At 40.6% G+C, this 18,216-nt stretch carries 20 protein-coding genes and 4 tRNA genes; 2 read left to right on the top strand and 22 right to left on the bottom strand.

Going from position 1 to position 18,216, the window contains the following annotated elements; all coding sequences use genetic code 11:
- Positions 1-104: 104 nt before the first annotated feature.
- The 16 genes from J671_RS26130 to J671_RS12695 form a co-directional block, all read right to left on the bottom strand.
- Complete coding sequence (locus J671_RS26130; RefSeq protein ID WP_050675042.1) at positions 105-2,636, bottom strand: phage tail protein; 2,532 nt, start codon at positions 2,634-2,636, stop codon at positions 105-107.
- A gap of 2 nt (positions 2,637-2,638) precedes the next feature.
- Positions 2,639-3,250, bottom strand: a complete 612-nt coding sequence (locus J671_RS12755; protein ID WP_031982438.1) for a phage tail protein I — start codon at positions 3,248-3,250, stop codon at positions 2,639-2,641.
- Positions 3,250-4,140 carry a baseplate J/gp47 family protein gene (locus tag J671_RS12750; RefSeq protein ID WP_031982437.1) on the bottom strand — a complete coding sequence of 297 codons (891 nt, stop codon included), beginning with the start codon at positions 4,138-4,140 and terminating at the stop codon, positions 3,250-3,252. Before J671_RS12750 ends, J671_RS12755 begins: the two co-directional genes overlap by 1 nt.
- Positions 4,137-4,481 (bottom strand): GPW/gp25 family protein, encoded by a 345-nt coding sequence (locus tag J671_RS12745; protein ID WP_031982436.1) that lies wholly within the window; start codon positions 4,479-4,481, stop codon positions 4,137-4,139. Before J671_RS12745 ends, J671_RS12750 begins: the two co-directional genes overlap by 4 nt.
- Positions 4,478-5,143, bottom strand: a complete 666-nt coding sequence (locus J671_RS12740; RefSeq protein ID WP_031982435.1) for a phage baseplate assembly protein V — start codon at positions 5,141-5,143, stop codon at positions 4,478-4,480. The genes J671_RS12745 and J671_RS12740 overlap by 4 nt, the downstream gene beginning before the upstream one ends.
- A gap of 75 nt (positions 5,144-5,218) precedes the next feature.
- Positions 5,219-5,671 carry a phage virion morphogenesis protein gene (locus tag J671_RS12735; RefSeq protein ID WP_031982434.1) on the bottom strand — a complete coding sequence of 151 codons (453 nt, stop codon included), beginning with the start codon at positions 5,669-5,671 and terminating at the stop codon, positions 5,219-5,221.
- Complete coding sequence (locus tag J671_RS12730) at positions 5,671-6,171, bottom strand: phage tail protein (protein ID WP_031982432.1); 501 nt, start codon at positions 6,169-6,171, stop codon at positions 5,671-5,673. The genes J671_RS12735 and J671_RS12730 overlap by 1 nt, the downstream gene beginning before the upstream one ends.
- Complete coding sequence (locus tag J671_RS12725) at positions 6,168-7,022, bottom strand: N-acetylmuramidase domain-containing protein (protein WP_031982431.1); 855 nt, start codon at positions 7,020-7,022, stop codon at positions 6,168-6,170. Before J671_RS12725 ends, J671_RS12730 begins: the two co-directional genes overlap by 4 nt.
- The gene (locus J671_RS12720; RefSeq protein WP_031982429.1) at positions 7,019-7,291 is read right to left on the bottom strand and encodes a phage holin family protein; all 273 of its coding nucleotides are present in this window, start codon (positions 7,289-7,291) and stop codon (positions 7,019-7,021) included. The genes J671_RS12725 and J671_RS12720 overlap by 4 nt, the downstream gene beginning before the upstream one ends.
- Entirely contained in the window at positions 7,288-7,641 is a 354-nt protein-coding gene (locus tag J671_RS12715) for a putative holin (RefSeq protein ID WP_031982428.1), read from the bottom strand. The genes J671_RS12720 and J671_RS12715 overlap by 4 nt, the downstream gene beginning before the upstream one ends.
- Positions 7,642-7,643: 2 nt before the next feature.
- A complete protein-coding gene (locus J671_RS0104465; protein WP_031982426.1) occupies positions 7,644-7,856 on the bottom strand; it encodes a tail protein X in 213 nt (70 codons plus the stop codon).
- Position 7,857: 1 nt separating this feature from the next.
- Positions 7,858-8,061: a hypothetical protein gene (locus tag J671_RS0104460; protein ID WP_031982424.1), complete on the bottom strand. Its 204-nt coding sequence runs from the start codon at positions 8,059-8,061 to the stop codon at positions 7,858-7,860.
- Complete coding sequence (locus J671_RS12710) at positions 8,058-8,507, bottom strand: head completion/stabilization protein (protein WP_031982423.1); 450 nt, start codon at positions 8,505-8,507, stop codon at positions 8,058-8,060. The genes J671_RS0104460 and J671_RS12710 overlap by 4 nt, the downstream gene beginning before the upstream one ends.
- Before the next feature lie 98 nt (positions 8,508-8,605).
- Positions 8,606-9,454: a phage terminase small subunit gene (gpM, locus tag J671_RS12705; protein ID WP_031982422.1), complete on the bottom strand. Its 849-nt coding sequence runs from the start codon at positions 9,452-9,454 to the stop codon at positions 8,606-8,608.
- Between the two features lie 6 nt (positions 9,455-9,460).
- The gene (locus tag J671_RS12700; RefSeq protein WP_031982420.1) at positions 9,461-10,471 is read right to left on the bottom strand and encodes a phage major capsid protein, P2 family; all 1,011 of its coding nucleotides are present in this window, start codon (positions 10,469-10,471) and stop codon (positions 9,461-9,463) included.
- Positions 10,472-10,515: 44 nt separating this feature from the next.
- Positions 10,516-11,346, bottom strand: a complete 831-nt coding sequence (locus J671_RS12695; RefSeq protein WP_031982419.1) for a GPO family capsid scaffolding protein — start codon at positions 11,344-11,346, stop codon at positions 10,516-10,518.
- Positions 11,347-11,524: 178 nt separating this feature from the next.
- Between J671_RS12695 and J671_RS12690 the strand changes: the two genes are divergently transcribed.
- Complete coding sequence (locus J671_RS12690; protein ID WP_031982418.1) at positions 11,525-13,303, top strand: terminase large subunit domain-containing protein; 1,779 nt, start codon at positions 11,525-11,527, stop codon at positions 13,301-13,303.
- The gene (locus J671_RS12685) at positions 13,303-14,367 is read left to right on the top strand and encodes a phage portal protein (protein ID WP_031982416.1); all 1,065 of its coding nucleotides are present in this window, start codon (positions 13,303-13,305) and stop codon (positions 14,365-14,367) included. The genes J671_RS12690 and J671_RS12685 overlap by 1 nt, the downstream gene beginning before the upstream one ends.
- An 825-nt stretch (positions 14,368-15,192) precedes the next feature.
- Here the strand turns inward: J671_RS12685 and J671_RS12680 are convergent.
- The 6 genes from J671_RS12680 to argJ all read right to left on the bottom strand — a co-directional run bounded on the left by J671_RS12680 (position 15,193) and on the right by argJ (position 18,166).
- Positions 15,193-15,269, bottom strand: a tRNA-Pro gene (locus J671_RS12680).
- A gap of 4 nt (positions 15,270-15,273) precedes the next feature.
- Positions 15,274-15,349 (bottom strand) — tRNA-His (locus J671_RS12675).
- A 33-nt stretch (positions 15,350-15,382) separates the two neighbouring features.
- Positions 15,383-15,459 (bottom strand) — tRNA-Arg (locus tag J671_RS12670).
- 56 nt (positions 15,460-15,515) lie between these two features.
- A tRNA-Pro gene (locus J671_RS12665) sits at positions 15,516-15,592 on the bottom strand.
- Between the two features lie 142 nt (positions 15,593-15,734).
- Positions 15,735-16,799: a quinolinate synthase NadA gene (nadA, locus tag J671_RS12660; protein WP_006581505.1), complete on the bottom strand. Its 1,065-nt coding sequence runs from the start codon at positions 16,797-16,799 to the stop codon at positions 15,735-15,737.
- Positions 16,800-16,945: 146 nt separating this feature from the next.
- On the bottom strand, positions 16,946-18,166 hold the full coding sequence (gene argJ, locus J671_RS12655) for a bifunctional glutamate N-acetyltransferase/amino-acid acetyltransferase ArgJ (protein WP_006581506.1): 1,221 nt from the start codon (positions 18,164-18,166) through the stop codon (positions 16,946-16,948).
- Between the last annotated feature and the right edge of the window lie 50 nt (positions 18,167-18,216).

The raw sequence follows: 18,216 nt of genomic DNA, 5'->3' as shown, positions 1-18,216 counted from the left end.
AAATAGCCTGTGATCTAGTTGGTTTTCAGATCAAAGGCTTACAAGTTTATGAGTGAGTTTCAGTCAGATTGACTTGTATATGAGTCATATACAAAAGCTCTTAATCAAACCAGCTCCTCGTCTTCTGAAGTCATTAGATCATTGACAACGACCTCTCTTTGAGCCTCTTGCAACCGTATATCAATCCAACGTTGTTCACCGTGCATATTGTTAGGAATATCTATTGGTTGAGCTTCATCAGCGACAACAGAAGCTGTTTCGATATCAAATTTACGTTTAAATGTTTTGATTTCGATGTCACCGTTTTCAAAAATTTCATATTTTATTGCACAAATTTTATTGCCGTTGCTGTCAGTCGGTACATTAATCCACCACCCCTCTTTTGCGAATCCTAACGTATTTTTAATAAGATAATGACCGATCCCAATTTTCTCAAATTCTGGATTTTGTTCAGCAGCTTCATCATTAGATTCAATGTGATCTGAAAATAATTTGACGATCGGTGAAGCTTCTTTTAGAGTACCGTCTGCTGTGACTGTCGTGTTAGCAGAAGTATAAAAATAATTCCAGGCTTTGTATGCCCCCCCCCATTCCGCATTCCTAAGATAGGCAGTTTTAGAATTAACAGGAAAAGCCAGTTGAACTGCGTTTGTGTAAAGTCCGGCATCATTAGAAGCAATTGTAAGAATAGCACCACCGAAGCCGTCAACAGGATAATTATTAGCTTTGCTTCCTAAATTTGCGTTCCCTTGCATTGAAAATACAGTATTTCGACGGATACTGTTTAAATTTTCTTTTGATAAGTCATTGATAATTAATCCATTAACGAAAGAAGTAGGAGTTTTATTAACCCACTCTTTTGAACGACCGTTAAATGTGTACTTTCGACCAACGAAATCGCTTAAATTTAGAATTGCTGCCCAATTTGATATACGAATTTTAAAGTCAGCAACATCATCTGGAAAGCCCACTCCTACCCACATTGGTGAATCATAATTGAATGTGCCACCGTCAACCCTAACCGCATCTGCGAAGCTTCCTGAATTTTTAGTATTAATTCTGCCACCAGAAGGCGTTACAACTGAGTCAGAACTCGAAATATCAATCAAACCCGTGTAAATTCCATGCCGATATTTATTATCTATTCCGTAGATGAAACTTGGGGATTCGATGCGTATCCATGAGTATGAGATTCTCAGTAGATTATATGCATGAATGCCTTCAATACCGCATCCAATCATTGTTAAATCTGAATTCGTGATATGAAATGCAGATTCAGCTGGTTTCCCATCTTCTCCAACATATTCAGCACAACAGTTTTTTAGCGTCGAATAAACTAAATTATGTATTCTATAAGATGAATAACCCGCTTTTGTTTCTTTAGACCAACACGTATCTAAAGTGTTAGAAGTCCCTGTACCAATGTAAAAACCGCATTTTGAATATGCTGAACAGCGAGTCCAGTTCATCATCCATATATCTTCACAATAAAAGCCATACTCACCGCCTTTTACTGTGAGTGACTGGAGGTTGGACATGCTGATATAAGGCGCAAAAAATACTTTTCCGACATCTTCACCATTGACTTTTTCTTTAACGATGGTCAAGTTTTCAATATTAATGTAACTGTAATATCCATAGAATGCCCCAAATACAACTGCACAGTCTTGGTCGTAGTTATACGGGTTTCCTGCGGGATCTGTTCTTCCTTTAATACCTGTGGTGCTTGCTGAATATTTTGAAATTGTTGCACCATTGCCTGCAATTTTTTGTCCTGTAAACAGCTCAATCGGTTTACTCGTTTTATAAGTTGCAAAACAGTCGCATTCAACTTTTAATCGTGATGTAAAAACTTTTTTTAACGCTTCATAGTCGTCTGTTTTGTTGTCACCTTTGGCACCCGCTTGTTCAGGTGTGACAACGTTGTTGTCTAACTGAAGTACCCAGCCATTGATACACAGAAACCCATCATTTTCGTTTTTTCTGCTGTCGTTATAGATACGTGTACCACCACCTTTAAATGGTTGTGCTAAAGCTAGATTTTCTGGTTTATGATAACCTTTAACGTAAACGGTACGTCCATCCCACTTCGTCGTAATTGCATCTAAATCAATCAAAGCATCGACTGTATGCGTTTTGGTTTCATCTGCATATTTAATTGCATCTTGTTTCGCATCTTCAACTTTTTGGATCGTCGCAAGAACGACATCTGGATCAATGACAAGTTCAAAGTTTGCAACATTATCAATTTGCAAAATCATGCGAAATGTCATAATCCGTGCAGTACCGTCGCTTGGATTTGGCTTATAGGTGGCTGGATAGTTTGAGTATGCGACTAACACATCGCCAGCATACAATCCCAATTCACGAATATTAAAACCACCTATGGCTGAAGCAATAATAGCCTCTGCACGTAACCAGTTGGCATTGTTTGGATCCGGTGCGAGACTATTTAGTTGAGTTCGATGTACTTCACGCACCATCGATGTAAAATTTTCATTCGGAACAGGTAATGAACCACCGCCATCACCAAAGGCCATGCTTGTAATCCCAAGCTTGGTGCCATTACGAATTGCTTCAGTTAGAAGTTCCAGACCTTTTTTTGTGAAAACTGAATAATAAATTTGTTCTGCCATGTTTAAGCTCTCGGATAGATGGTGGTGTCGTCATGTCCAAAGAAGACAAAAATCGGACAACAAATAGGAGTAAATTCGTTTTGTTTGGGATAGATGGTGACGTCTTCACCGTCGTACATGGCACAAGCGATATTGGTATCACCACGCACTGAGACAACATTAACTTCAATGCCTTTGAGTTCACGTGTCAGAGGTTTTGCATCATTCAATAAGGCAATCAGGGTGTTGTAGCCTGATTCGCTGAGTTCATTGCCTTCGGTATCAATGGTGATTTGAAATGTTCCTGGTGTATTGGTTGGCTGCTCTTGCCACCACTCGGTCACTGATAAGGAGTATCCAAAGGCTTTGGTAATTTCTTTAAGTGCTGCGACTGTGCCTTTCTTTTGATGAATCTGAAAAGAAGCACGAATTTGGGCAATTTTTTCTTTGTCTGACCAGTTTCGATTCCAGCGGTCGACACTGTTTTGCCAAGCGATCAAAGGTAAGAAATCGTTCGGTGTATTTTTAAGTGTGGTAATTGCTCGAATATTAACGTCTAAGTCCGTGGCTTCAGAAGTCACACTACAAACATTGCGTTCAAGTAGTGTTGAGTTAGGCGGGAGAAGTTTATTCATCAAGCTTCTCCAGCATTTATCGTAATGTTGGTACAGTGCGCGACTTGAACGTGGCTTACCTCAACATCTGCAGCAGGGCTTGAAATCACAACATGAACAACGCCTGACACATGCAGCAAGTTGTAAATTTTAGAAAGGTAAATAGACCGGCCAATACGTCGGCTTTCATCTAAATATTTTTTGACTGCTGCGGTGGCTGCTGAAATTAGAGAGTCTGATTCGGGTAAATTGTTAGTAAATATTGTGGCGGTGAGTTCAAAAGGGATCACATCGACCGATTGAACTGTCAGTCGATCTGCGACGGGCCGACGTACATCATCATTTAAATAGCTTTGTACGATTGATAATAGTGCGTCGGTTGCTGCACCTGTTTCAGTATCATTTTGTAAGATGGTGACCAGCGCTTCGGCAGGGGCTGGCGATGATGCTTTGGCATCGGCTACACGTCCATCGGCACTCAATGCATGGTATTCGTATGCAGAGGTGGGACCAGCAACGGATAAAGAGTCAAAAACTAGAGATGCGCGATAACGTAAAGCATCATCGGTTTCATACACAGCATCGCTGTCTGCAGTCGCTTCATTAATCAGTAATCGTTTAATGCCATAGTTAGCTACGACGGCATCAAGATCGGTCTTTTCAGCAAAAGCTAGTAGTACAGAAAGTGCTGCATTATTGATGCGGTTACGCAGAATGACTTCACGATAGGCATTTTCTTCTAAAAACTTTGTCAGTGGTTCGCTTTCACGCTGTAAAGTCTGACGAATCTGATCCTGATCAGTACTGTCAAACAAGCTAATCAGTTTTTCTTTACGCTCAGCAAGAATCGATTCAAAGTCGATTTCTTCAACCATGCTGGGCTTGGTAAGTTGTGAAAAGTCGACGCTCATATTGAAGATCCCATTTGCAGCGGAATGTTTAAGTTGAGTGCTTGGCCAGTCAGTGTATGAACGGCTTCTAAATCCAGTTGCAGTCCTCCAGAATAAACATCACTCACCTTCATACTTTCTATACTGATACGCTCTTCCCACCGAGTAACTGGCGTGTAGATTGCACTAAAAATCTTGACTTTAAGTACATCACTCATTGGCTGATCGATCAGATCGGGAATGATAGAACCGTAGTCTCGACGCATGATTCGAGAGCCAAGCGGAGTTGTGACAATGTCTTGAATTGATTGTTGAATGCTTTCAAGCTCTGAAATAGAGACACCGTTTTGGCGTGACATCATGGCGTTGGTCCTCCAGATACATCTCCGCCAGATTTCACACCTGAAGTTTTGTGTGATTTCAGACTTATATCACCAGCTTTAACATCGCCTTCAGTACTAAAATCGCCAGAAGAGTGACTGGATCCCTGTACTAACTGGCTACCACCCACCGTATTGTTTCCAGTCATGGCAGTACTGCCCTCAATTTGGACATTACCAACGTTGGTCTGGTCGCCATTGACAAAAAGTTTGCCATTGATGGTGGTATCGGCATTCACAGTGAGTCCACCTGGTGCAGTAAGAATTGCAGTTGCGTCAGCGGGTAAAATGGCTTGTAAACTATGGTTTTTGGTGTCGTAACTAATGACCGCACCGTCTTCAAACATGCGCAGCTTGATATCAGGATCTTGGGATGGTGTAGGGAAATCTTCATTGTTTAGACCTACAACAACGATACCCAGCTCTAAAACTCCGCAGGGGCTAAAAACAATACATTCTTCATTGATGCTAGGTAAATCATGAGTCGAGTCTTTGCCAGCTCTCAAATTAAGAACACGTAACTGCTTGGTTACGATGTCACCTAGATTGACTGTAACTGTATGAAAGGGTTTAGACGGAGTTACGGTCTTGATTCGTCCGAAACGGATCAAATTTTCGACGCGACGATTGATATCTGCATTCATGCTGCAATCGTGGTGCAGCTTTTTGTTTAATGCATTCGAGTGAAGTTGTAAAAAACAGAATAACAACTCAGATTATTATTTTTTATCAATAAAATTAAAAACTTCATTTTCGAACATTTCTATTTCTGCATCTGTAAATCCAAGCAAGATCCGCTGTGCATATCTGACTTTAAATGTTCTGCCGTTGTACTTTAATGTATCGATTAATCCATCCTGGTGAATACGAGCAAGTCTTGATACTCGTTGATCAAATCCAATAGTCACGCCATCTGGAATTTTTTCTATTTTCATGAATTTTGCCGTTTTAAGCTTCATGAACATTTTTTGTTTTATTTTGCCTTTACGTGCACGTAAATTTTTTCGCGGTGTATATGAGCTACCATCAGGATTTTGCTGTCGTGTGATACGCTGACTTTGGCTCGCACGAATCTTTCGAGCGATCATCATTGCAAATTTACGTTTTTCAGCATCACTTAACGATGCCAGTAATGCATTGAGATGCTCAGAAAGATATTCGAGTTCAGCCATTACAGATAACGTCCTTCTTCAGGTTCACGTGACATCCAAGATGCTAGGACGGTACCGTCTTTATCATAGAGCGTGACTTCTTTGGATTCTTCAGCTTTATGATATTTTGGCTCTTCTGGATAACTAACATTTAGACCGTCATTGGTCTGTTTTACAATGACGCGCTCAGTCAAAGGCAATTGAATCGCTAAATCGACTTTGTCGTTTGCTAAAATCTCTGCTTCAAATTTTATGCCCTTTTTAGCGTGATCAAGATTGGCCATTAGTTCAGATTGATTTTCTCGAACCCAATCGAGCACCGGAATACTGACTGCAGCTAAATCACCGGCGTAATCAGTTAAGATCATCGTCAGTGTGTATGCATATTCAAATGATAGGCCGTTCGCTAAAGTACTGCGGACATTGCCTTCGTCAACAAAAATAAGAACACGCTCAGGATCACGCTGCAGTTCTGGTATCGCATTTAATAAATGTGTTCGAAGGCTCTGTGGTTTTTTCATGCTGCTTTGGCTCCGCCATAAATTGGTTCCAAGTGATCCCACTCTTTTTGGAATTTTGCCTGGTACCCAAGTTTTTTATAATTTGGTCCGTTGTAGAGAGTAAATACAGCGTCCCAATTTTCAGCTCGCAGCGCATCAATCAATGCGACTTTTTTATCGTCGATAATGCCTGTTTTCCATTCGATAAATCGAATAAATGCTTCAAGCTGGAAAGATTCACTAGCAAATTGTTGATCGACAAAATCTTGGGCAGACGCATAACCGAGATCTTTCCAGTTTTCGCCCATGATTTGAAACTGGCCCCAGCTTGCAGACATCAAAGCACATTCAACATCGATCTGCTTTGCTAATTCTAAACGGACATATTCGGCCTCATTGCCCTGATAACCACCCGATTTTTTATTTACAATATTTGGACGTTCAACTGCCATTTTGTTTGCAAAGGCAGCTCCTTTTTTCAAACGTAAATATGCATACATACGGTGACGTTCAAACAAAATTTTAGGCTTTCCATTTTTTAGAAAACCCACTCCCCTGCCTTCAACTGCACCAAAAACACGAATCGCAAGCTCCGAAACTTTAAGGCGTGCAGCTGCTGCTGTGTAGTCACTATCTTTAAGTAATTTCGAGATATTTTGTTCAAGTAGAGCTGCTCTTGTCTTGTCTCCGACTTTGCCATCCGCAACCAGATTTTTTTGCTTTTGAAATGTAATGACAGCGTGTTCAGTAGAAGCACCAAAATCACCATCGATGGACAGCTCTCTGCCTTTTACGCCTTTAAAACCCAGCTTTTTAAGCTGCTGTTGTAATGTAATGACATCATTACCCTTTGAACCAAATTTTAAGATCATGATGTACTCCAGATAAGCTTGGCCACATTACCTTTTGCTCGAAAAATCAGAACAGCCAAAAGGACTGCAAATATCGCATCCCACAATGTGACTGGATCTTTAAAGAATAAGATATGGACAGCTTGTCCCATAAAAGATGCAATAAGTAATGTCGCTAGAAATGAGTATCCACGGTGAAAATCTGTGTCATTTCGATTGAAGCAAACAATGCGAATGCCACAGAGCATATACGCAATAACAGCGATCAACTGGAATAGAAATTCAATCATGATGATCCTCCTCGAAAGGCTTTCCAAAGATCTGAAAGCTTGCTGGCTTTTACCCAGTCCACAGCCTTGATCAAAATAAATAACGAAAATGTCGATGTAATCAGTGCTGCTGTCGCATCACTGGTAATAAAAGTCCGACTAGTAATTTCAGGGGCGAGCAGATAACCAATTCCGGTCGAAAGCAGCATGGTGCGTAGGCGTGAAAGGGCTGTCAGATTTTTTTCATAAGTTGAAATGAATGCAGCTCCTAATACTGCTCCTAAAAGTGCGTTACCATTGATAAAAGGCAGTAGTGATGCAGCACTCAATGTCAGTGTTGAAATACTGGTGGTCGTAGTTGGTTCTGGCATTATTAATCCCACAGTTGTATTGTTTGTTTGGTTTGTTGTGGTGTATCGATGTCGGGAAGAATCACGGATGTACCGATTGGCAGAAAAACACCGACGTCTGCCAGATTGGGATTTGCTTCAAGTACTGCTTCAACCACGCCAGAGCTACGTCCGTAATATCGCCAGCAAATTGAGTCAATCGTGTCATTTTGGACGGCTGTGACGGTTCTGCTCATATCACTTACCTGTTTGTCGACGTTTCAATCGACGTTTTTTTTGACTAACTTTATTCAACTTTTTTGATGGACGCGGAATAAAATAAAAATTTCTTGGTGATGATATTAAAGTCGTTATACCAATTGCTCTTGGAAGAGTTGTAGTAGACGCAGTCAATCCGCCAAGCACTGTTGAAGCTAAAAAAATATTTTTTAAACCTCTCATATCAACTCCACGACACTATGGTTTTCGCCTTTAATCTGCTGAATCGCCCACATCTTGTTGCGGCGATAATCTTCTACAGTCAAAAAGGCATGTTCAGCTTTTTTATTACCTGAATTTGTACTGTCATAATTCCGATAGTTTTCATTTACTTTGGCTGCTACACCGTTGGATACAGCCGAAAAATATAGAACTTCGGTATCTGGCTTACCATCGATGATGCTTATTGCCAGATCTGCCAATGTGTCTGCTTTCATGACCAAGCTTGCAAGCAAACGATTGGTATCGATGATTTCTTCAAGAACCAATTGACGGAGTCGAGCATCTGTTACTGCACCATCGATACGAACCACATCCCGAATTTGATCGAGTGAAATACTTGGGAAAAAAGTGCCACTGGTAATATTGATGTTGCTTGGCGTGGTACTGCCGTTTGCGACAAAGCCCATAAGAATCTCCTTAGGGCACTGGGAGGGGCAAAGGCTCGTTGAAGATTTACTGTGATGTGAAGATCACGACCTTTGCACTCCAGTGCGGTGCGGGGCACTTATTCAGAAGCTGGTACCATACTGCCGTGATCGTCGACGACAGGCGTTCCGTTTTGATTCAGCAAAACGTTGGTTGCTTCTGGTTGTTCGGTTGTTGGTTCTGGTTCTGGCTTTGATTCAGTTTCAACCGCTGGCGCAACGGCTGGTTGTGACTTAGAGACAAGCTTGATCATTTTATTGAGATCTGTTCGCCCACCGCATTTATCATCTAGTTTGCAAGCTTGTTCTAGAAAATCACGTGCACGAGTTGCGTGTACTAAATCGACAAGCTGCTCACCAGTAATCAAACGCATTTCAGCTTTACCCAATGCCAGATAAAGTTTGGCCTTTACCTCGTCAGGCATATCACGTTTGGACTTATCCAGTGACTCATCTGTAATCAAACTTTCAAGTCGTTCAAGCACAGTGATATCAATAGATACATCCGTTTTAAGCACTTTTAAAAATTCATCGGCAATGTCTTCAGTGATGAAACACGCTTCAGAACGCTCAAAACGATCGGGAAGTTTTAATCCGTGCTTGAGGACATATTCAGCAAGATCCAACGCAAAGTCGTATTCAGCAACATCGATTGACCAAACCAACATTTCAGTGACTACTGCATCTTGTACACCTGGCTTCACTTCTAGAATGCCTTGAAGATATGGTTTGTAATTTGGTAGTAACTGGCGTTTCAGTTCGACTTTGTTTTGTTTTGACTGAATATTTTTCAGACGGTTTTTATCGCTATTGAGCTGCATTAATTGCTGTTCATAAGCGTTGGTATTTTGCATCGTTCCGAACTCCGCAGCTGATTCAGCTGCGGATTTGGCTTGATGCTGTTGATAGTGCTTTCGAGCCAAGTTCATGGATTATTACTCCGCCTGAATTTCGATGTTTTCAGCCATACAAGCAAGACCCAAATCTTCAATGAAGTAATCTTCATTTGAAGATTCATAATTTTCGATTTGGTCACGTTTCGGATTGTCAATAACTACTCGACGCATACCACCTTCTTGCATGTAAATGGACAAGTTATCGAAAGTCGTCACCAAAATGATGCCTTCAGGAAAGAATGGTACTGAGTAAACAGGCAGATTACCCATGCGCTTTTGACTGATGATGATGTCGGCTGCTAACTTTTCAGTGTTCGGTTGATCTTGATTGACTAACGGAAAGTACTTATCTGATACAGTTTTTCGGTTACACATGACGACAAGATCAGGATTATCTTGATGCACTTCATCGATCATTTCGTCGACAATATTCATGACCAAGGCATCAATGTTTTTGTAATCACCTGTTTTGCCAATCGTAATTTTGTTTTGAGTGGCACCAGACTTCATGACACGTGAAGGATTCTCTTCACGCATTTTTTGCAACCAACCTTTGTTCACATCTTGAAGTTTTGGATTGGCTACAATGTCTGTATCGGCTGCGATACTGGTACCATTAAATCCAATCATGATACGGTCTAGCGCTTGTCGTTTGATAATCAGACCACGGAACATTGCATAAAAATTTTTGAACTTGGCCCACTGATCCAGTTTTTGATACTTGATAGCTGTATCAAAATCAGTTTTACGACAAAAATAAAAGCGATTATCCATTCCAGTTGGATCTTTGGTTTGACGATCGCTGTTATTTGTATTGGTACGAGATGCAATTGGTCGAGAGATTCCCATACCAATTGCTTCCGCTGACTGTTCTCGAACAATATAAACGTTAATTAAACTTAGAAACTTAGATGACTCTTGAAGTTTTTCTTTAAGCTTTTGCTGAACAGAAGGCGTGACATTGAACTGCTGAGTGACTGTTTCAACACCATTTAGCTCTGCTAATTGAGTCATCACCTTATTGTATTTCTGACGGGTAAGTAATTGCATTTTCTATACTCTAAATATTTTGAAAGGGAGATATATCGACTGAATTAACAGTCGACTTCTTCTTCGTCATGCTTAAATTGGCTGTTGTTTGAACCAGGGCGTTTTTGATGTTGTGGTTCTTGATCCAGCTTTGATTTCAATTGATTGAATTCTTGCTGCAGCTGCTCATGCTTTTGCTTTAACTGATTAAATTCAGTGCCCTGCTCGGCAGTCTGTTCAGCAATCGCAAGGATCGCTTGCTCACTTTGGCTGAAATTTTCTTGATTTTGCTGCTGTTGTTGCTCTTGAGTTTTGAACAAATTTTTAATTTGGTTCAGAAAGTTAGCGCCAAAATTTTCTTTGACTTCTTCGAATTCAAACGTGGTTTCTTGAGCTGCAGTGAAAAGGTTATCGGGACGTTGTTTTTTGGCCTTTAATGGGTTTTCAGTAGCACCCGCTGCGAACGAAAGCATTTCTGTACCCAGAGACGCTGGACTATCTGTAACGGCAAGACCTACCAAATACGCTTGGCCAGTTTTTGCAAAATTTTCATCTACTTCGATAGATGTATAAATTTTTTGATTTTTCTGATTGAGGGCAATCAAATTATCATTTGGCTGGATCTGCGCAAATAGTGCATCTTTCTGTTCACCACTGATGTCTACTTTTTCAGTTTTAAGCGCAATCACATCGCCATACGCACCGAAAATTCCATCTGGTGAAACGCCCTTAATATGCTCCAAATTGATTCGAGCACCATAGGTATTCAAACTATATGTCTGTGCCATTTGGATGATCCATTCAGGCTGAATTTCACGTCCATCGGTGGTGTCACCAGCCACGGCAACTCGAAACCATTTCGATTTAAATTTTTTCGGCTGTGTTTTTTCGGTCATTTTGCTGCACCTGTTGCAAGGTTTTTTTGGGCAATTTCAATAGGTGCAGAATGGGCAATCAAAGCCTTGTTGTTCAATCATTTGCAGTTGTTAAAAGTGCTTTTACAACTGCATTGAACTGCTAAAAGAGTCAGTGCCTGCCATCGTTTGCGGATGAAACCAAATCGATCCGCAGGACATGAACGAACTCTCTCAACTGGCTAATCTTGAGCTGATACTCGATAACAAACTCAAGGCAAAATTTTTATTCTGGCTTGGCTGGAAAATCGTTGACATAGCTGAAGCGTTGGACGAAAACGAACGTACAGTTCAGGCTTGGAAAACACGAGAAGAATGGGACAAAACGAGATCAGACAGTCGCGTTGAAGAAGCACTGACCGTTCGCTTGATGACACTCACACTTAAAAACAAAAAATCGAGTGGCGACTATAAAGAGCTTGGCGAACTATTTAAAAACTACAAAGAATTTGCGCGTATTGAACGCTACAAAGATGGTGGCAATGAAGCTGACCTAAATCCGAATATCGTAAAACGTAATGCGGCACCAAAAAAGAAAAAAGAAAGCAATACATTCACTGAAGAACAAGTCGAACAACTCATTTCAGCTTTTGAAGATAGTCTTTTTGACTATCAGCGCGATTGGTACAAAGCTGGCAATCAGCGTACGCGAGTCATTTTAAAAAGTCGGCAGATTGGTGCGACTTGGTATTTTGCGCGTGAAGCGTTGGTCGATGCTGTTAAAACTGGCCGTAATCAGATTTTCTTATCTGCTTCAAAAGCTCAAGCGCATATCTTCAAAGAATATATCAAAGGTTTTGCATACGAAGCTTGTGGTGTTGAATTAGTTGGAGATCCAATTGTTCTACCAGATAACAATCAAGCAACTTTGTCATTTCTCGGAACAAATTATCGTACAGCTCAAGGTCACCACGGTAATTTTTACTTTGATGAATTTTTCTGGACGTTTGGTTTCAATGAATTAAACAAAGTCGCATCTGCAATGGCTTTGCATAAAAAATGGCGTAAAACGTATTTTTCTACACCATCCACAATGGCGCATGAAGCATATACATTCTGGACTGGCACGCGAGCCAATCGTGGTCGATCAAAAGATCAAAAGCTCAATATCGATGTATCTCATGATGCATTGAAAAATGGACGCTTATGCGAAGATCGGATGTGGCGTCAGATTGTCACTATTCTTGATGCTGAAAATGGCGGTTGTGATCTGTTCGACATCGAGGAGCTACGCTTCGAGTACTCACCAGAAGAATTTGCCAATTTGTTGATGTGCGAATTTATTGATGATGGCGCATCAATATTTCCATTAGCCATGTTACAGCCATGCATGGTGGATTCTTGGGAGGCATGGGAGTTTGATTTTAGACCATTTCATATACGTCCTTTTAGCGATAATCCTGTATGGATAGGTTATGACCCTGCTGAAAGTGGCGACAGTGCAGGTATGGTCGTCGTTGCACCGCCTAAAGTTGCAGGAGGTAAGTTCCGAGTATTAGAACGCATTCAATTCCGAGGAATGGATTTCAAAGCTCAAGCTGAAATGATTCGACAAACAACTTCGCGTTATTACGTGACTTACATTGGCGTAGACATCACTGGAATGGGAACGGGTGTATCTCAACTGGTTAAGCAATTTTTCCCAAATGTGACTGAATTCAGCTATTCACCTGAAGTAAAGACACGGCTTGTATTAAAAACAATGGACGTGATCCGTCACGGTCGGCTTGAGTATGACGCAGGCTGGACAGATCTATCTCAATCTTTAATGAGCATCAAAAAAACATTAACAGCAAGTCAAAGACAAATGACGTTTACAGCTGGTCGTTCTGAAGAAACAGGACATGCGGATCTAGCTTGGGCATTGATGCATGCAATTCACAATGAACCACTTGAAGGCCAAACACAAATGAATCAATCATTCTTGGAGATCTATTAATGAATCCCCTATCGACAGCAAAAAATTTAGTCAGTTTTGCAAAAAGCCAAATCCCAATGTTTCAAACCCAAATGAAACAAACTAAGCATGAGTCAATGGCCTTTACATTCGGCGATGCTGTACCAGTGCTAAATGGCAATGAATTATCGGATTATTTGGAATCTTGGTTCAATGGCCGTTGGTATGAACCACAGGTCAATATGAATGGCTTGGCAAAGTCTTATAAATCGACGCCCTACTTGAACAGTGGCATTATTTTTAAACGTAATTTTCTAGCCAATTTATTTATTCCACATGCAAAATTAAATCGAAAAGCATTTGAACAGGTCGCATTAGACTATGTTTGGTGTGGTAATACATATCTCGAAGAGGTGAGATCCAGACTTGGAAATGTAATGCAATATAAACCAGCATTAGCAAAATACATGCGACGTGGTGAATATGATGATCAATTCTTCTTACTTTGTAATGATCATCTTGGCTATCAAGAATATGAATTTTCTAATCGAGTTTGTCATATCCGTGAAGCTGATATCGATCAAGAAATTTATGGATCACCGGAATATCTATCCGCATTACAAAGTGCATGGCTTAATGAATCGGCTACTCTGTTCCGTCGCAAGTACTACAACAATGGATCACATGCTGGATTCATCTTATATGTAAATGATGCTGCTCAAGATCCGAATGACATCACAGCATTACGACAGGCTCTGAAAGATAGCAAGGGACCAGGCAACTTCCGTAATCTATTCTACTACGCACCAGGAGGGAAAAAGGATGGTATACAGATCTTGCCTGTTTCTGAAATCGCTGCAAAGGATGATTTCACAAATATTAAATCCATCACACGTGACGATACTTTAGCAGCACTTCGTATACCACCTCAACTAATGGGTATCGTACCAAACAATACCGGTGGGTTTGGATCTATCAAAGATGCTGCAGAGGTCTTTTATCAAAATGAAATTCTTCCACTTCAATCGCGCATGCAGCAATTAAATGAATGGGCTAGTGATGAAGTGATTAGATTTAAAGAATATGACTTAAAGAACGTCACATGACATTCTAAAAAGCATTAAAGCCAGCATTAGCTGGCTTTTTTTATGGATTTTCAGAAATTTCAATCAAATGAGAAATATTCTCATCTAAATCGATCAGACCGTGGCCCGGCGCAGTCACCCGCGCGCCTGGGGTTCGTCTAAATAAGTCAATTTCACTGCAGCAAGATGCACTATTGGATAAAACGGCAAGACCTATAAAACTTAGGCTATTGAGAGAAAAATAAGGAAATTTTCATACTGCATATTACTACGATACTACAGTTTCAAGCTAATACGAACCAATGAGTAAAAAATTTGATCGCTGTCTGATACTAAAGAACATAAAAATGTCTTTTTAAAGGATCTGAAATCGATTTGAAGTAATAAAGTAATACCAATAGATAAGTAATTGAAAATTAATAATATAAAACCTTACTTCTAAGAGTAATTTTTTGTAATAACATAAGTAATTTTTTATAAGTCATTGTTTTTATTAATACTAAATCTTAGATAACAATACTTTTTTTCACAGTAATATCTTACATAGTTATTACTAATAATATTACATATGATTAATGATATAGAGTATTGATATATATAAGTATTAATTAAAATATTACTTTATTACTTCAAAAAAACGCTATACCCAATTTATTTTCTATATATTCAAAAACAGCCTTTTCGCTGATTTTACAAGCAATACGAAAAAAATACATGGGAGTAGGTTGGGAATGGGAATAAGAATTTAACGTGGTATGTCATTTACACGATCGGGAAGTAATTCAGCCTATGATCAAGGTTATCAAAGCCTGTACTTTGATATTTTTCTTTTAATTTTCAAGAATATGGTCGGAGCAGTAGGATTCGAACCTACGACCCCCTGGTCCCAAACCAGGTGCACTACCAGGCTGTGCTATGCTCCGAAATTGGGGTGAATGACGGGATTCGAACCCGCGACAACTGGAATCACAATCCAGGGCTCTACCAACTGAGCTACATCCACCATCAAATAAGTTCTATGTACCAAGCTACCAAATGGCGCGCCTGACAGGATTCGAACCTGTGACCATCCGCTTAGAAGGCGGATGCTCTATCCAACTGAGCTACAGGCGCTTAACCGATGATGCTTATCATGCGATACTTCGCCGATCTTAAAATATTCTTTTAAGTGGTCGGAGCAGTAGGATTCGAACCTACGACCCCCTGGTCCCAAACCAGGTGCACTACCAGGCTGTGCTATGCTCCGATCTATCTCAGCTTTTGCTGTATCGCACATCGTGCGGTACGGTGTGCATTCTAGGCGCGACGCCCTCAGACGTCAACACCTATTGTCAAAAAAAGTTAAAAATCCTTATCAAATGTATATTTAACAAGCATTTTGAGGCTTTTTAACGTTTTAACGATGCACTAAAGGCTAACATTCGATCTAAAGGCATTTTGGCACGTTCAGCTAGCGCTGGATCAACGTGTATTTCTTGATCGCCTTTTTGTAAAACTTCTAAAATTCCGTCGAGTTCATTCATTGCCATCCACGGACAATGAGCACATGAACGACAAGTTGCTCCCTCACCCGCTGTTGGAGCTTCAACTAAAATCTTATCTGGTACTGCTTGCTGCATTTTGTAGAAAATACCACGGTCAGTTGCCACAATGAGTCTTTCATTTGGCAAAGTCTGTGCAGCTTTAATGAGTTGAGAAGTACTACCTACCGCATCGGCAATTTCTACTACCGACTCTGGTGACTCTGGATGTACCAATACAGCCGCATCTGGATACAATGCTTTCATGTTGGCAATGCCACGTGCACGGAATTCTTCATGCACAATACATGCGCCATCCCAAAGCAACATATCTGCACCAGTTTTCTTTTGAATATAGCGACCTAAGTGCTGATCTGGTGCCCAAATAATTTTTTCGCCCAAACTGTCTAGGTGCTCAACAATTTCAACTGCACAGCTGGAAGTCACTACCCAATCCGCACGTGCTTTAACAGCAGCCGATGTATTGGCATAAACCACTACGGTGTGGTCAGGGTGTTGATCACAAAATGCTGTGAACTCATCGACTGGACAACCTAAGTCAAGTGAACAAGTTGCTTCAAGAGTCGGCATCAGGATTGTTTTTTCAGGAGACAGAATTTTAGCTGTTTCTCCCATAAACTTAACACCAGCTACAACCAGTGTAGAGGCTGCATGATCTCGTCCAAAACGGGCCATTTCTAAAGAGTCAGAAATGCATCCACCTGTTTTTTCTGCAAGTTCTTGTACATCGGGATCGCAATAGTAGTGAGCAACAAGGACAGCATCACGTTTTTTGAGCTCTGCTTCGATCTGTGCAAACTTTTGTTGTTTTGCTTCTTCACTTAGGCGGTTGTCTTTTGGTTCACCTAAACGGTCTAAATGCGCTTGTACAATGTTTTTTGCATCGTTGGCAATTAAAGTCGCATCACTCATAAAACGTCTTCTCTATCCTTCATGCTGGCATACCTGCTCGCATATAACGTTACTGCTTAAATGATTTACTAAATTGAATCATTTAATATCAAAAGATGGGGCTAATAAAAAAGCCTCTTTGTCGAGGCTTGATTATAACTGAATATTTACGAACGGTAATCTGCATTAATCTTGACGTAGTCGTAAGATAAATCGCATGTGTAGACTGTGTCCTTGGCTTGACCGCGACCTAAATCAACGCGAATGGTAATTTCGGTTTGTGCCATAACGCGCGCACCCGCTTCTTCGGTATAGTCCTCGGCTGCACCACCATCTTTACAGATTTGAACGTCATCTAACCACACCTGAATTTTAGACACGTCTAAGTCTTTCACTCCTGCATAGCCAATTGCCGCTAAAATACGTCCCCAGTTCGGGTCAGATGCAAACAGTGCAGTTTTAACGAGTGGAGAATGTGCAATGCTATACGCAATGTCACAACACTCTTGAGTATTACCACCACCCTCTACAGCAACAGTAATGAACTTGGTCGCACCTTCGCCATCACGTATAATTAACTGTGCTAAACGGTTCATGACACGAGCAAGCACTTCTAATACTTTTGCGTAGCGCACATCGCTTTCCGATGTAATTTCAGTGCCACCAGCCTGACCAGTCGCCACAAAAATACAAGAGTCATTTGTTGAAGTATCACCATCAATGGTAATACGGTTAAATGAATGCTCAACCGTTGTCTTTAATAGCTTTTGGACTAAATCGCGGCTAATAGGCGCATCTGTAGCAACAAAGCTCAACATGGTTGCCATGTTTGGACGAATCATTCCAGCACCTTTACTAATACCAGTCATGGTATAAGTAATGCCATCAAGTTCAAATTGTTCAGATGCACCTTTAGGAACTGTATCTGTCGTCATAATGCCAGTTGCTGCATCATTCCAAGCAGCATCTTGTACGCTATTTAATGCAGGTTGAAGACCAGCAAGTAAACGTTCCATTGGAAGCTGTTCACCGATCACCCCTGTAGAAAACGGAAGTACTTCAAAACTGTTCACACCAGCAAGCTCAGCTAACTTCGCGCAAGTAGCTTGAGCATTTTTTAAGCCTGTAGGTCCAGTACCTGCATTGGCATTACCTGTATTAATTACTAAATAACGAGGATTGCCTTCGGCAAGATGAGCTTTAGAGACATGAACAGGTGCTGCACAGAAGGCGTTTTGAGTAAATACACCCGCAACATTTGAACCTTCTGCAAACTCAAAAATGACTAAATCTCGTCGGTTTTGGTAACGTACATATGCTTCTGTTGAGCCAATTTTTACACCTTTTACCACATGCATTTGTGGCATTGTTACGTCGCCGACAGCCATTTTTAGAACATCCAGAGTTTGTTATGAAAAGATCAATATTTCAGAAAATA

The sequence above is a fragment of the Acinetobacter sp. 1130196 genome, assembly GCF_000588095.1.
Classification (GTDB): domain Bacteria; phylum Pseudomonadota; class Gammaproteobacteria; order Pseudomonadales; family Moraxellaceae; genus Acinetobacter; species Acinetobacter nosocomialis.
Note: the sequence above shows the minus strand (reverse complement) of the source record. Positions and strands in the feature narration are given on the sequence as shown.

Coding starts and splice junctions, on each gene's coding strand:
- J671_RS26130 (WP_050675042.1), bottom strand. CDS start 2,636: ATGGCAGAACAAATTTATTATTCAGTTTTCACAAAAAAAGGTCTGGAA.
- J671_RS12755 (WP_031982438.1), bottom strand. CDS start 3,250: ATGAATAAACTTCTCCCGCCTAACTCAACACTACTTGAACGCAATGTT.
- J671_RS12750 (WP_031982437.1), bottom strand. CDS start 4,140: ATGAGCGTCGACTTTTCACAACTTACCAAGCCCAGCATGGTTGAAGAA.
- J671_RS12745 (WP_031982436.1), bottom strand. CDS start 4,481: ATGATGTCACGCCAAAACGGTGTCTCTATTTCAGAGCTTGAAAGCATT.
- J671_RS12740 (WP_031982435.1), bottom strand. CDS start 5,143: ATGAATGCAGATATCAATCGTCGCGTCGAAAATTTGATCCGTTTCGGA.
- J671_RS12735 (WP_031982434.1), bottom strand. CDS start 5,671: ATGGCTGAACTCGAATATCTTTCTGAGCATCTCAATGCATTACTGGCA.
- J671_RS12730 (WP_031982432.1), bottom strand. CDS start 6,171: ATGAAAAAACCACAGAGCCTTCGAACACATTTATTAAATGCGATACCA.
- J671_RS12725 (WP_031982431.1), bottom strand. CDS start 7,022: ATGATCTTAAAATTTGGTTCAAAGGGTAATGATGTCATTACATTACAA.
- J671_RS12720 (WP_031982429.1), bottom strand. CDS start 7,291: ATGATTGAATTTCTATTCCAGTTGATCGCTGTTATTGCGTATATGCTC.
- J671_RS12715 (WP_031982428.1), bottom strand. CDS start 7,641: ATGCCAGAACCAACTACGACCACCAGTATTTCAACACTGACATTGAGT.
- J671_RS0104465 (WP_031982426.1), bottom strand. CDS start 7,856: ATGAGCAGAACCGTCACAGCCGTCCAAAATGACACGATTGACTCAATT.
- J671_RS0104460 (WP_031982424.1), bottom strand. CDS start 8,061: ATGAGAGGTTTAAAAAATATTTTTTTAGCTTCAACAGTGCTTGGCGGA.
- J671_RS12710 (WP_031982423.1), bottom strand. CDS start 8,507: ATGGGCTTTGTCGCAAACGGCAGTACCACGCCAAGCAACATCAATATT.
- gpM (WP_031982422.1), bottom strand. CDS start 9,454: ATGAACTTGGCTCGAAAGCACTATCAACAGCATCAAGCCAAATCCGCA.
- J671_RS12700 (WP_031982420.1), bottom strand. CDS start 10,471: ATGCAATTACTTACCCGTCAGAAATACAATAAGGTGATGACTCAATTA.
- J671_RS12695 (WP_031982419.1), bottom strand. CDS start 11,346: ATGACCGAAAAAACACAGCCGAAAAAATTTAAATCGAAATGGTTTCGA.
- J671_RS12690 (WP_031982418.1), top strand. CDS start 11,525: ATGAACGAACTCTCTCAACTGGCTAATCTTGAGCTGATACTCGATAAC.
- J671_RS12685 (WP_031982416.1), top strand. CDS start 13,303: ATGAATCCCCTATCGACAGCAAAAAATTTAGTCAGTTTTGCAAAAAGC.
- nadA (WP_006581505.1), bottom strand. CDS start 16,799: ATGAGTGATGCGACTTTAATTGCCAACGATGCAAAAAACATTGTACAA.
- argJ (WP_006581506.1), bottom strand. CDS start 18,166: ATGGCTGTCGGCGACGTAACAATGCCACAAATGCATGTGGTAAAAGGT.